Here is a 13,235-nt window from a genome sequence, read left to right on the forward strand (position 1 = left end):
TGACAGAAAATATTTTTCCACCACCATATAGCGCATGTTGATCAGAGACCGCATCGAAAACGCAGCCGATATGCTAACCAGCGGAGAGCGCAAACTTGCTGCAGCTATCCTGTCGGATTACCCATTTGCTGGCCTTTCCTCGATCCAGGAGCTGGCAAAACACGCCGAGGTGTCACCGCCTTCAATCTCACGGTTTGTTACCAAGATTGGACTTGATGGATATCAGGATTTCCAACGTGATCTTATCGCGGAATTGAAAGAAGGGCACCGCTCGCCTGTTCAACTCCACCAGGCGGAACGGCCCGTTCATGGGGGATATCTGAAGGACTTTATTTCCAAATCGGCCAGCCAGATGGCCATGGCGGCTGATGCTATCACCGAAGATCAGTTTAACCAGATCTGCACCCTTCTGACCGACCCGAAACGCAGCGTTTACGTGCTGGGTGGCCGGATCAGCGATACGATCGCCAAGCATCTTTCGTTCCACCTGCGTCAGATCCGCAAGGATGTGTTTCATCTGCCTGATACGCCTGAAGGCTGGCCAGAATATCTGTTGCGGATGCGGCCCGGGGATATCCTTTATGCTGTTGATTTTCGCCGCTACCAACCGGCGCTGGAGCAGCTGTCGCTTGTTGCCTCACGCGATCGGAATGCCCGTGTGATCCTGATGACGGACAAATGGATTTCACCGATTGCCAAACACGCCCATGAGGTCATGCCGGTGCCAATTGATAGCGGCACCTTGTGGGATACTTACTCGGCGGCTCTCTCGGTGACCGAGGCCATCGTGACGCGGATTGCCGAGGACAACTGGGAACAGACCCGAGACCGCATCAAGGCCTGGGATGCTTTGCGCTTTACTCAAGAGGAAAATGAAAAATGACCCTGCCGCTAATTTTTGCTGCCATATCCGATGTTGCCGGAAAGGTGCGCGGCAAAGCCTTTCCCGCTGATCAGTTGGAAAAACGGCTGGTGCGGGGGGTCGGCTGGACCCCTACCAATGTGCAGATCACCTGTTTCGACATAATCGCTGACAGCCCGTTCGGCGCGCTAGGTGATTTGCTTTTGATTCCCGATGCAAACGCAGAGGCCCGGGCGACATTTGGAGATGTGACCGAGCATTTCCTGATGGGCGATGTCGTCACGCTTGACGGGGATCCTTGGGCCTTTTGTACGCGCGCTATCCTCAAATCCGCGCTGAAGCGCCTGCATGATGTAGCAGGCGTTCATCTGATCTCGGCGTTCGAGCACGAGTTTCAACTGAAAAGCCCACCGGCGGTGGAAAACCAGGGATACGGACGCGAAGGGTTCGAGATTCAGCGGAAGCTTTGCGAAGTGCTGATGGCGACACTAGCCGAAAACGGGCTCGAGCCAGACAGTATCATGAAGGAATTCGGCCCCAATCAATACGAGGTCGTTATCGGCCCTGCCAAAGGTGTGCGCTCGGCAGATGAGGCAGTAATCCTGCGCGAGCTTACTCGCTCGGCAGCGCGTCACCTGGGTGAGGCCGCAACCTTTACGCCAATCCGCGATGTGGCGAGCGTCGGCAATGGCGTTCATATCCACATGAGCTTTGTCGACGATGCCGGTGAGCCGGTCACATTTGATGCAAGCGGCCCCTGCGGGATGTCCAGACTTACTGATGGGTTCGCTGCTGGCGTGCTAAAATACCTACCTAACATTTTAGCGCTGACAGCACCGTCTGTCGTGTCATACGAACGCCTTACTCCGCACCGGTGGTCGGCTGCGTATAACAATCTCGGGTTCCGAGACCGCGAGGCCTCGTTAAGGGTCTGCCCTGTGACGGCAAAGGACCCCGCTTCAATCGCCAGACAATTCAACATTGAATACCGCGCGGCGGATGCAGCGGCGTCGCCCTACCTGGCTTTGGCCGCTGTTGTACATGCTGGTGTTCAGGGGATCGAAGATGGGCTGAAAGCGCCTGCGCCGACCGAGGAAGACCTGTCGCTTCTGTCAGCGGATGATCTCACGGCGCGTGGTTTTGTGCGCCTGCCCGAAACGCTTGAGGCCGCCCTTGAGGCGTTTCAGGCGGATACGACCGTCACCAGTTGGTTCGGACCAGATTTCGCGAGCGTCTACGCCGCCCATAAGGCTGCAGAAATCGACGCGGTAAAAGACATGGACACAGCACAGAAATGCGCCGCGTATGAAGGAACATACTGATGAGTGCGCCCTCTGACAGAGCATTAGTTCCATTTGTCAGCGTCGAAAACATGCGGGACCTGGTCCACAAGCATGGCCTACGGGACTGCCTTGCGGAATTGGCCAATATGATCGAAGCCGATTTCAAACGCTGGCCGGTATTTGACAAAACACCGCGCGTTGCGTCCCATTCTAAGGTCGGTGTGATTGAACTGATGCCAACCTCTGATGGTGTGGATCACACCTTCAAATCCGTGAACGGGCACCCATCGAACACCAAGGTCGGCCTGCAAACCCTAACCGCCGTTGGTGTGCTGGACTCTGTTAATACCGGCTATCGACGACTCATTTCTGAAATGACCCTTCTGACGGCGCTTCGCACGGTGGCAACATCGGCGATGGTGACGCGTATACTGGCCCCCAAATCAGCTAAAACCGCTGCGAGTATCGGCTACAGGATATTCTGATGCGCAATGACATTTCTGTAGAGTACGCAAAACAGGCGCGCATCGAGGGCGATATCCAGCAACTCGACCCGGATCACGCGGTCAACGAACTGTGGCAGGTTCTAACCGGTTCTAAAAAGGGACGAACCTCCGAAGATCAGATCACGGTTTTTGATGGTGTTGGCTTTGTGGTCGAGGATTTCTCGGCCACACGCTGGCTGCATCAAAAAGCGACTGACGGCGCCCCAAGCAAAATGCTGGATCTGATTGCCGACCCGCACGATCCCAAGGATCTGCTCGGTATGATAAGACGATACACACACCGTGCGGTCCAAGCTGCATGAATTTGTGTACTCATACCTTATTGGGGCCGAACGATCCTGCGCCGATTGACGTCGTTAATGCGGATAGCACGTCGGAGATCGTGCTGCTGTGTGAGCATGCAGGCAATGCGGTCCCCGAGATGCTTGGAGATTTGGGCGTCCACCGCGACGTCATTGAAAGCCACCGCGGCTGGGACATTGGTGCTCAGAATGTAGCGCGCCAGTTGGCTGAACAGTTGAACGCGCCTCTCGTCGTCCAAAATTACTCACGGCTGGTATTTGACTGTAACCGTCCCCCTGACAGCCCCTTGGCGGTCCCTGCGATCAGCGACCAGGTTGAGGTGCCGGGGAACAGCGCGATCACCGAATTGAGCCGGGCCATGCGTGTCGATGAAATCTTCCGACCTATGGATGCAGAGTTGAATCGGCTCTTTGCCAACCGTCCGCGTCGTGCCGCGTTTTCGATCCATTCCTTTACACCGCATCTCGATGGGAAGGACCGGCCTTGGCAGGCAGGCTTTTTAAGCCGCGGTACAGGCGGTGCTGCCAAAGCATTGATGGCACATATCGCGCAGCGCCGCCCTGACATGACCTTTGCGTTGAACAAGCCCTATCAGATCGAAACTGAGGGCGATTGGTTTATTCCAGCGCATGCAGAACCCCGTGAGCTTGTGCATTGCCTGATTGAAATTCGAAACGATCAAATCCGCGAACAATCGCAAGTCGGGCTGTGGGCGGATCTGCTGGCAGACGCAATCCTTACAGCAGTAGGGGACATTCCCTCATGAGCATCGCCCCCCTTCATACACATCCCGGACGCTTGCGGGCGTCCAACTTGCTCCGGACGGCGGCGGCGGTTGCTGTGCTGCTGGCTGTGGTGCTTGGGCTGACGTTGATTTTTGGACGCACTGGCGAGCGGATTGCTGTACAGATGTGTGTCAATGTGGTCGCCGTAGTGGCCCTTGCGATTTATTGCGGCAACACGGGCATTGTGTCTTTCGGGCATGGCGCGTTTTTGGCGCTAGGCGCTTATCTGTCAGGCATTCTCACCATGCCTGCTGCTCTTCAACGTTCTGCCCTACCGGATCTACCGTCATTTCTGGCAGGCCATGAAGTAACGATCTGGGTGTCGCTGCCGGTGGTCGCCCTTGCGGGACTTGCCTTTGCAGCTTTAACCGGAAGCGCCATCGCTCGGCTTGTGGGTGCGTCTGCCACGATTGCCACGCTTGGCCTGCTGATCATCGCCCATGGCGTGGCCATCGCCGCACGCGAAATCACACGCGGCAGCCAGACGTTTTACGGTGTGCCAAGGGTGACAGATCTGGTTCTGGCCCTCGGCGCGGCCACGGTCGCAATCCTGCTGGCCCGTTGGTATCGCGAAAGCCGTTTGGGCCTGTTTTCCCGCGCGGCCCGTGACGATGAGGATGCCGCAACAGCACTTGGCATCAATGCCCGACGCACAAGATTCATCGCTTGGTGTGCCTCTGGTACCATGGCGACAGTCGCAGGTGCACTTTACGGGCATATGCTAGGGGCATTTTCACCCGCATCCTTCTACCTTGGGCTCGTCTTTGCGCAGGTGGTCATGATGATTGTCGGCGGAATGTCATCGGTTGGCGGCGCAGTGGTCGGGGTGATCGCGGTGACGCTGCTGCAGGACACTGTGCGCCAGTTCGAAGGCGGCTCAACTGTGCTTGGCGTCACCTTGCCCGAGGTCTTTGGCCTGACGACGATTGTCCTGGGGCTTGCCATCCTGCTGGTGATCTGGGCGCGACCTCAGGGTCTGGTCGGAGGCTTTGAACTTGGCCCTGGCTCCGATGCAAATCTGCTCGGGCGCCTGAAGTCCCGAGTAACTCCTGCGCGCACGCCCGAGCCCGTCGTCCCAGCCACGCTGAAAGCATCAAACCTGTCAAAAAGTTTCGCAGGCGTCAAAGCCGTAAGAGACGTCAGTTTCGAAGCTCCGACTGGGCGCATCACTGGCCTGATTGGCCCCAACGGTGCTGGCAAGTCCACGCTTGTTAACTTGCTGACACGCGCCTATCAGGCGGACACCGGTTCTGCGCATATGGGCGAGGTTGATCTGACCCGTGTCTCGCATCACAAAGTGCCAGGCTTTGGTGTCTCGCGTAGCTTCCAGAACTTGCGCCTGTTCAGCGGTCTGACAGCCTATGAAAATGTTCTTGTTGCCGCTTTGGCCGCAGGTCACGACCGCAAGACTGCCGCGGCTATCACCCTGCGTGAACTAGATGCCTTTGATCTTGAGGAAGTCGCCGGGTATCGCGCCGACAGCCTGCCATATGGTGCCCGCAAGCGCCTGGAAATCGCCCGCGCTTTGGCACAAGACCCGAAGATTCTTTTACTGGATGAACCGGCCGCTGGCATGAATCCCGGCGAAACAGATGACCTGGCTGATCGGCTGATTAAGGTCGGCAAAACACGCGGCCTCGGTGTCCTTCTGATCGATCATGACCTGAGGTTCGTGAACCGCCTGTCGGACTGGATCGTGGTGATGCACCAAGGTGGCGTCATCGCGCAAGGCACGCCTGAAGACGTGCGCGCAAATCCCAAAGTCATCGAGGCTTACATCGGCAAAGGGCGCACAGCCCAAAAAGCAGAAATTAGCGAAACCAACCGAAGTCAACCAACAGAGGTAGCAATAAAATGATACGTAATGCCCTTCTTCTTTCAACAGCAGTTATCACCGGCCTGGCTGGAACAGCGATGGCTGAGAGTTATAAAATCGGCGTAATGTCCGCGCAATCGGGCTATCTGGCCCCCTATGACGGACCCGCCTATGCCGGGTTCCAGTTCTGCATTGACGAAATGAACGCCAAGGGGGGCCTGAACGGCACAACACCGGTTGAGTTGATTGTGCGCGACACCCGGTCTGACATCGCCGAAGGCGTTAAAGTTGTACAGGAAATGATCGATGACGGCGCGCAGTTCATCGTGGCGTCAGCCGATGCCGATCCGACAATCGCCGCGGCCCAGATCACAGCGGCTGACAGCATCCCAACAATGACCTTTGCCGGAACAGCCCCGGTTCTGACGCAAGTCGGTGAACATGTCTTTGGCAGTTACCCCGCGGACAACCAACAGGCCGCCGTACTGGCAGGCCACGCACGCGAGCAAGGGTTCGAACGTGTCTGGCTCGTGAAATCCCCAGACAGTGCCTACACATTGGGTGGGCCCGAGTACTTTGGCGAGGCCTTCACATCGCTTGGTGGTGCCGTTGTCGGGGAAAGCAACTATTCGCTGAACCAGCCGGACTTTTCTGCCATCGTGACGACCATCAAGAATGCGGATACCACCCCGGACGTGATCGTCACATGGGCGTGGGAGCCTGATTTCCCGGCCTTCATCCGTGCGCTGCGGGGTGCCGGGGTTGATACCCAGGTGATGGGAGGTGACGTACTCGATTCACCAACCGTACGCGGCCTTGGTGATGTCGTCACAGGCGTAACGCATACATCTGGTGGCTTCCCAGACGAAGGCTCTGCCTATGCCGATTTCATCGCGCGGTTCTCTACTGCAAAGGGGATCACGCCTGACAACAATTACTACGTCAATGGCTGCGATATTGCGCATATGATCGAGGATGCCGTCGCAGCGGCTGGCACGACAGACCCTGCTGCCGTGACTGCCGCAATGGCCGGCATTGAGAATGGTGAGGGTATCATGTCCAACTTCACTTTCGCGGGGACCGACCGGATGCCTCTGCGTGATGTTGTGGTCGCACGGATTACCGATGCAGGCGAAAAAGAGTTTGTCCTGCGCACCTCAGCTGATCCCGCAATCCTGCCACAGCCGTAAGGTCTGAACCCAATGGAAACAGCACTCGATATCCAAGGCTTGCACGTCCGCTATGGCCCAATCCGCGCGGTTCAGGGCATTGACCTGATCGTCCCCAAAGGCGGCATAACGGCGCTTTTAGGGGCCAATGGCGCAGGCAAGACAACGACGGTCATGGCGATCGCAGGTGCATTGCCCGTGGTATCGGGCGCTGTTTCCCTTTTTGGCAAGGATATGACAGGGGCCGCACCCGACGCCATTGTGCGGGCGGGTGTGGCCATCTCACCGGAAGGACGCCGCGTGTTTGCGCAGCTGACGGTCGAAGAAAATCTTGTGCTGGCCGGATCAATTCTGGGCGACGAGACGCTCAGCGCCAAACGTTTGGCCGAGATGAAAGAGCGTTTCCCGATCCTGGGCGAACGCCGCCGTCAGATGGCGGGGCTTTTGTCGGGGGGCGAACAACAGATGCTGGCGGTGGGACGTGCCTTGATGAGCGGACCGCGCTTGCTGTTGCTGGACGAACCGTCGCTTGGCCTTGCGCCGCAGGTCGTGGATCAGATTTTCGACATCGTAGAAGAATTGAAAGCCGACGGTATTTCAGTGCTTCTGGTCGAGCAAAACGCGGCTCTTGCCCTGGACATTGCCGATCATGCTGTCGTGCTGGCGAATGGCGCTGTTGCCGCTGCCGGTGCACCGTCGGAACTAGCAAATGACGCGGTCTTGCAATCCGCATATCTGGCGGCTTGAGCGATGGATGTTCTTCTTCAACAAATGATCAACGCGCTTAGCCTTGGGGGAATTTATGCGATGCTGGCCCTGGGGCTGGCGATTGTGTTCTCTATTGTGCGATTGATCAATTTCGCGCATGGCGAAATCATGACGTTCGGGGGCTATGGCATCTTTCTGGCCATGAGCTTTGGCCTGCCGCCGATCGCCGCTCTTGTTGTCGGGCTTGGCGCTTCTGTGTTCATGGCCATGGCAATGGAGCGTACAGCGTTTCGCGCCATGCGCGGCGCGGATGTCGTTGCACTTTTGATCACATCTTTCGCGGTATCCGAGATCCTCAAAGTTCTGTTCCAGAACGGAATTTCCGCCAGACCCGTCCCGATCTCTTTTCCAGCGTCATGGTCTGGCACCTATCATATCGGCCAGACGACATTTGGCATTATCCCGACCGTATCAATCATCGTAACATTTTCAGCCCTTGCAGGCCTGACATTCGTGTTGCGGCGCACAACGATTGGCATGGCCATGCGCGCCGCTGCCGAAGATATCGAGATGCTCAAACTGCTGGGTATCAAGGCCAACCGGGTCGTTGCTGTGGCTTTTGCCCTGTCAGGGCTACTTGCGGGTATTGCCGCTGTCATCTGGACGGCACAACGCGGGTCAGTGGATCCACTGATGGGATTTTTCCCCGTTCTCAAGGCCTTCATTGCGACCGTACTTGGGGGTTTGGGCAGCTTGGGCGGCGCTGTCCTTGGTGGGTTCATCGTCGGCGGGCTGGAGGTTCTGCTACAGGCTTTCCTGCCAGACAGTCTGGCCCCATACCGGGATGCAATGGTTCTGGCCTCAGTCATCTTGTTGTTGCTGTTACGCCCGGATGGCCTCCTTCCAGCGGCGAATGCCAACAGATCGTAAGGAGCGGTGTTGGCGCAAAGTTCATCACTCGCTCGGATTGTTGCCCTCAGAGCGCGATGACAGACAAAGAGTGTGCAAATCGGATTCTGCGGAAATTGAATCTAACTTCCAAAATCAGACATTGGCGCAGCCGCCGCGGAATTGGGCTGTGCCACACTGCCGTTCTTTGACCAGATACCGACAAAAGTCCGCAATAGATCAGAATTTCTCGATGTTACGGCCAATATTGCATGACCCGCTGGCTCGAAAATATCCTGGGAAGCTGTCGACGGCTCAAAGTTGCGCGTCGTTCCACAAATTCCAGAGCGTCAGTGAGGTAAAGTTAGTCCTTCACCAGCGCTCCAAGGCCTAATGTTTTTCAGCTAGAAAGCTCAGTTCTGCACAGCTTGTCAGATCGAACACATGAGCCTCTGGATTTCGACTGGCCACGCCCGGCAAGTGCAGATCCAAAGATCGTATCGCGTTAATACCTCGCCTGTTTCAAGGAACAAGATTGACAAGGACCAATGTTGCAGGGGCCCCTGTTATGAATGTTCTTCTGCAGCCGTGGCTGCCAACGCGCGGTTATAGGCCTTTAGCGCATCAATATGGTAGAGCGTACCGACTGGGGTCTCAGCTCCGTCATCACCGCTCACAACCACCGGTATGCAGAGGATTTCGTCTCGGTCGAAGAACGGCATCGCCGCCTCAAGCGTAGCGCTTGCTTGAACAAAAAGACCTTGATCAATCAAAACCTGTGCTTCTTCCCGGGTGATTGAACGTGCATCGCCAAGCGGTCGCATCACTGCGCCTGCGCGCAACATTGCCAGAAGATAGGCCTGTGGCCCCGCGGCCAGATGCACATTGCGCCGTTCCAGTTGTGTCAGGAAGAAGGATCGATCCACGAGGCGCGAAGCCAGCGCCGTGGACATTGAAACCGACACCATCACCGCCAGACCGATCTGCCAATCTCCGGTCAGTTCAAAGACAATCATCGTGGTCGAAATCGGGGCACCAAGCACGGCAGCGGCCACCGCGCCCATCCCGGCAAATGCGTAGAGGGTATGGGTACCCGATACATCGGGCAGTAAACCCGTTGCAATCAACCCGAATGCCAACCCGGTCAACGCGCCTATCATCAGCGAGGGTGAAAACACACCGCCACCCATACGTCCCCCCATCGTGATCGCAACAGCCACAGTTTTGATGATTGCGAACAGGATGGCGGTTGTCAGAACCAAATCTCCGGCCAGAGCCCGGATCGTGGTTTCGTATCCAACGCCGATGATGTGGGGAAACCAGATCGCGATCAGTCCCAACATTGCGCCTGATACAGCAGGACGCAGCCATCCGGGCAAGGACAGCCGGCTTTGAATGTGATTGCCAATATCTTCTGCAAAGAAGATCGACCGCATCAGAAGCAAGGCCACCAACCCGCAGATCAACCCAAGGATCAGAAACGCGGGCAGCTCGACATAGAATTGCAGGGATCCGGGCGTATCCAGAATGAATTCGGTCACGTCGCCGTATTCCAGCCGGTTAATCACCGTCCCGGCGACCGAAGCGATAACGATGGGCGCAAAAGCATGCACCGCGAAATGGCGCAACACCACCTCAAGTGCGAACAAAGCACCGGCAATGGGTGAGTTGAAACTGGCCGAAACTGCCGCCGCCACCGCACATCCCAGCAAATCACGCCCGGTAATTCCGTCGGCATGGATACGATTACTGACCCAGGTCGAGATCACGCCTGCCATATGCACAACCGGCCCTTCTCGACCCGTGGACCCACCTGTGCTGAGCGTAATCAGCGAGGAGAAAAAAGACGCGATACCCGCCTTGCCTTCGACCCGACCATCGGTGAGGGCAGCGCCTTCGATTACGTCGGCAACTGAACGCACGCGCCCGTCATCGGTATACCGGTGCAGGATGATGCCAACGATAAGACCGCCGATGATCGGTGTGATCAGGATCAGGAACCAGGGTAGCTTTTCCACATGGCTGTGTAGTAACGAGATATCCCCGGTGTCGTAAACATAGGCCTGCAATGCCTGAATTGCCTTACGAAATCCCAATGCCATAAAGCCTGCGGCAATCCCGATCGCCAGCGCGATGAACCAGAACTGGATTTGGCTGGGCCCACGCCTGCGCATCACCCGCCACGCGTCCTTTATCGCGGCCAGAGCCTGATTGAGCTGGTTGCGCAGAACGGTGCGGGTTGACTGGGTCATTTGCCCTCGGGGGATCAGGATACACCCCTTACTAAGCCACGGAGGGCACGGATAAAAGCCGGATCGCGCGTCTGTGAGGGCCTATGCGTCCAGAAGAGCACGGGCAGCGGCGCGCGCTTCGTCCGTGATCGTGTCTCCGGCGACCATCCTGGCGATCTCGTCCACCCGGTCGGCCTGGGCCAAGGGCACCACGGTCGACAGAGTTTGCCCATCGGTCACATGTTTCTGAACACGCCAGTGATAGGCGGCACGTGCGGCGACCTGCGGGGAATGCGTCACGACCAATACCTGCCCGCCCTGTGCCAGCGATGCCAGACGCCTGCCGACGGCGTCCGCGGTCGCGCCGCCAACACCCCTGTCGATCTCATCAAAGATCATCGTGCGCACGCTGTCATCGCCGGTCAGACAGACCTTGAGCGCCAGCAAGAAGCGGCTCAGTTCACCGCCCGAGGCGATTTTGTTTAACGGTCCAGACGGTGCACCGGGGTTGGTGGCAACGGTGAACGCCACAGCATCCGCACCTTCGGGGCCGGGATCGGACGGGGTGATCTCGGTCTGGAACACAGCGCGTTCCATTTTCAGCGGTGCAAGCTCGGCCATCACTGCGGTGTCGAGTTTCGACGCTGCCCGCTGACGCAAGGTGCTGAGCGCCTTGGCAGCTTTGTTGTAGGCGGCCTGTGCGGTTTCAACCGCAACGCGCCTGTCGGCCAGATCAGCGTCACCAGCATCCAAACGGTTCAGCCGCTCACGCAAGGTGTCCGCGAACCCGCCCAAGTCGTCCGGGGCAACGTCATGCTTTCGGGCCAACGCACGAATGGCGAAAAGCCGTTCCTCGACTGCTTCCAGTTCAACCGGATTGAAGTCCAGCGCCTGAAGACTGGCATTAACGCCATCTTGCGCCTCGCCCAATTCGACCAGTGCACGCCCCAGTGCGGCAACAGGCTCTTCCAACTGCCCGCCCGCATTATCGGACACGCCTTCCAACCAGCGCAGAGCATCAGACATCGCGCCCTCGGCCCCATCGCTGCCAAGCAAGTCATAGGCACGGGCGACGTCATCGCGAATCCGCTCTGCCCCCTGCATCATGCGGCGCCTTGCATCCAGTTCGGCATCCTCGCCGGGCTGCGGATCAAGCTTATCAAGCTCAGTGACCGCATGGCGCAGAAATTCTTCCTCTGCCCGCATGGCAGCCAAGGCAGATTCGACCTCAGACAAAAGCTTGCGCGCACGCGACATCTCGGACCATGCAGAGCGCACAGTGGCCAGTTGCCCCCTTGCCTCGGCAAAATCATCCAGCATCGCGCGGTGGCCACGTGGGTTCAGCAGGCCGCGATCATCGTGCTGGCCATGCAGTTCCACCAGGGTTTCCGACAAGGCCCGCAGCACCTCGCCCGAGCAACGCCGGTCATTGACCCATGCGGTTTTCCGGCCCTCGGCTGTGTTCACGCGGCGCAAGATCAGCTCTTCGCCTCCGGGCAATCCGGCTTCGGCCAAAATCGCATGTGCGGGGTGGTTTTCGTGCAGCTCGAACTCGGCCACAACTTCGCCCTGAGCGGCCCCCTGACGCACCAGCTCTGCCCGCCCGCGCCAGCCCAGAACGAACCCAAGCGAATCCAGTAGGATCGACTTGCCCGCGCCGGTCTCGCCGGTCAACGCGTTCAATCCCGACTGGAACGTCAGTTCCAACCGGTCGATGATCAGCATATCGCGGATATCAAGGGCGCGCAGCATCGGGTCTCAGCGTCCCACGCCTTTAGCCATGGCGATTACAACCACTGACCTTTGACGGTCTGGCGATAAATCGTGCTGAGCCAGTTGTTGCCGCGGCTTTTGAGTTTCAGCCCGCGAGAGGTCAGCAGCTTATAGCCAGCGTCATACCATTCCGAGGATTGGTAGTTGTAACCCAGAATTGCACCGGCCGATTGCGCCTCATCCACCAGACCCAACGAGAGATAGGCCTCGATCAGGCGATAGAGCGCTTCAGCGGTATGCGAAGTTGTCTGAAAATCCTCTACCACAACGCGGAACCGGTTGATCGCGGCAGTATAGTGATCCTGACGCAGATAATAACGTCCGATCTCCATTTCTTTGCCAGCCAGATGGTCAAAGGCCAGATCGAATTTCAACACGGCGGAGGTTGCATATTCGCTGTCCGGATAGACTTCGATCACCGTGCGCAATGACTGAAGCGCCTGGAACGTCAGGCCCTGATCGCGGCCCACCTCGTCAATCTGGTCATAATAGCTGAGTGCCAACAGATATTGGGCATAGGCCGCATCTTCGTCGGTTGGATAGAAATCTATATAGCGCTGTGCCGCTGCACGGCTTTCTTCGTAATTCTCATCTGCATGGTACGAAAACGCCTGCATGATCAGCGCGCGCTTTGCCCAGTCAGAGTAAGGGTAAAGACGTTCAACCTCAGAGAAGTACCACGCCGCATCGTCGGAACGATTCTCCGACAGCTCAAATTCCCCACGCGTGAAAATCTGTTCGGGGGTGAACCCTTCTAGGTTCTGATTGCGGTCAGCGCCCCCGCTGTTGCACGCTGTCAAAACTGCTGTCAGAAGTACCGCCCCTGCGAATCTGACCGCCGCTTTGGTGCCTATCATTCCGCCAATCCTTGTCGTCTTGCTTAATGGGAATACCCCGGTTTGGGCCTTGGT

The 13,235-nt window shown here is 57.5% G+C and carries 10 protein-coding genes and 1 pseudogene; 8 read left to right on the forward strand and 3 right to left on the reverse strand.

Going from position 1 to position 13,235, the window contains the following annotated elements:
• Positions 1-34: 34 nt before the first annotated feature.
• The 8 genes and pseudogenes from AC2FH0_RS13310 to AC2FH0_RS13345 all read left to right on the forward strand — a co-directional run bounded on the left by AC2FH0_RS13310 (position 35) and on the right by AC2FH0_RS13345 (position 8,362).
• Positions 35-883 carry a MurR/RpiR family transcriptional regulator gene (locus AC2FH0_RS13310; protein ID WP_271950266.1) on the forward strand — a complete coding sequence of 283 codons (849 nt, stop codon included), beginning with the start codon at positions 35-37 and terminating at the stop codon, positions 881-883.
• A complete protein-coding gene (locus AC2FH0_RS13315) occupies positions 880-2,184 on the forward strand; it encodes a glutamine synthetase family protein (RefSeq protein WP_496789552.1) in 1,305 nt (434 codons plus the stop codon). Before AC2FH0_RS13310 ends, AC2FH0_RS13315 begins: the two co-directional genes overlap by 4 nt.
• A pseudogene (locus AC2FH0_RS13320) lies at positions 2,184-2,953 on the forward strand (Rossmann-fold NAD(P)-binding domain-containing protein). Before AC2FH0_RS13315 ends, AC2FH0_RS13320 begins: the two are co-directional and overlap by 1 nt.
• Positions 2,950-3,720, forward strand: coding sequence for an N-formylglutamate amidohydrolase (locus AC2FH0_RS13325; protein ID WP_496690888.1), 771 nt, complete (start codon positions 2,950-2,952; stop codon positions 3,718-3,720). The pseudogene AC2FH0_RS13320 and the gene AC2FH0_RS13325 overlap by 4 nt, the downstream one beginning before the upstream one ends.
• Entirely contained in the window at positions 3,717-5,597 is a 1,881-nt protein-coding gene (locus AC2FH0_RS13330) for a branched-chain amino acid ABC transporter ATP-binding protein/permease (RefSeq protein ID WP_496690889.1), read from the forward strand. The genes AC2FH0_RS13325 and AC2FH0_RS13330 overlap by 4 nt, the downstream gene beginning before the upstream one ends.
• Complete coding sequence (locus tag AC2FH0_RS13335; RefSeq protein WP_496789554.1) at positions 5,594-6,745, forward strand: ABC transporter substrate-binding protein; 1,152 nt, start codon at positions 5,594-5,596, stop codon at positions 6,743-6,745. Before AC2FH0_RS13330 ends, AC2FH0_RS13335 begins: the two co-directional genes overlap by 4 nt.
• Before the next feature lie 12 nt (positions 6,746-6,757).
• Entirely contained in the window at positions 6,758-7,471 is a 714-nt protein-coding gene (locus AC2FH0_RS13340; RefSeq protein WP_496789556.1) for an ABC transporter ATP-binding protein, read from the forward strand.
• Positions 7,472-7,474: 3 nt separating this feature from the next.
• Complete coding sequence (locus tag AC2FH0_RS13345) at positions 7,475-8,362, forward strand: branched-chain amino acid ABC transporter permease (protein ID WP_496690891.1); 888 nt, start codon at positions 7,475-7,477, stop codon at positions 8,360-8,362.
• Positions 8,363-8,886: 524 nt separating this feature from the next.
• On the opposite strand, the gene AC2FH0_RS13350 is transcribed toward AC2FH0_RS13345, so the two are convergent.
• From AC2FH0_RS13350 to AC2FH0_RS13360, 3 genes are all read right to left on the reverse strand, one after another.
• The gene (locus tag AC2FH0_RS13350; protein ID WP_496789557.1) at positions 8,887-10,572 is read right to left on the reverse strand and encodes a chloride channel protein; all 1,686 of its coding nucleotides are present in this window, start codon (positions 10,570-10,572) and stop codon (positions 8,887-8,889) included.
• Positions 10,573-10,653: 81 nt separating this feature from the next.
• Complete coding sequence (gene recN, locus AC2FH0_RS13355; protein WP_496706531.1) at positions 10,654-12,303, reverse strand: DNA repair protein RecN; 1,650 nt, start codon at positions 12,301-12,303, stop codon at positions 10,654-10,656.
• A 35-nt stretch (positions 12,304-12,338) separates the two neighbouring features.
• A complete protein-coding gene (locus AC2FH0_RS13360; RefSeq protein ID WP_142635022.1) occupies positions 12,339-13,181 on the reverse strand; it encodes an outer membrane protein assembly factor BamD in 843 nt (280 codons plus the stop codon).
• Between the last annotated feature and the right edge of the window lie 54 nt (positions 13,182-13,235).

This window comes from Ruegeria sp. CDSC051, from assembly GCF_059610665.1.

Coding starts and splice junctions, on each gene's coding strand:
- AC2FH0_RS13310 (WP_271950266.1), top strand. CDS start 35: ATGTTGATCAGAGACCGCATCGAAAACGCAGCCGATATGCTAACCAGC.
- AC2FH0_RS13315 (WP_496789552.1), top strand. CDS start 880: ATGACCCTGCCGCTAATTTTTGCTGCCATATCCGATGTTGCCGGAAAG.
- AC2FH0_RS13325 (WP_496690888.1), top strand. CDS start 2,950: ATGAATTTGTGTACTCATACCTTATTGGGGCCGAACGATCCTGCGCCG.
- AC2FH0_RS13330 (WP_496690889.1), top strand. CDS start 3,717: ATGAGCATCGCCCCCCTTCATACACATCCCGGACGCTTGCGGGCGTCC.
- AC2FH0_RS13335 (WP_496789554.1), top strand. CDS start 5,594: ATGATACGTAATGCCCTTCTTCTTTCAACAGCAGTTATCACCGGCCTG.
- AC2FH0_RS13340 (WP_496789556.1), top strand. CDS start 6,758: ATGGAAACAGCACTCGATATCCAAGGCTTGCACGTCCGCTATGGCCCA.
- AC2FH0_RS13345 (WP_496690891.1), top strand. CDS start 7,475: ATGGATGTTCTTCTTCAACAAATGATCAACGCGCTTAGCCTTGGGGGA.
- AC2FH0_RS13350 (WP_496789557.1), bottom strand. CDS start 10,572: ATGACCCAGTCAACCCGCACCGTTCTGCGCAACCAGCTCAATCAGGCT.
- recN (WP_496706531.1), bottom strand. CDS start 12,303: ATGCTGCGCGCCCTTGATATCCGCGATATGCTGATCATCGACCGGTTG.
- AC2FH0_RS13360 (WP_142635022.1), bottom strand. CDS start 13,181: ATGATAGGCACCAAAGCGGCGGTCAGATTCGCAGGGGCGGTACTTCTG.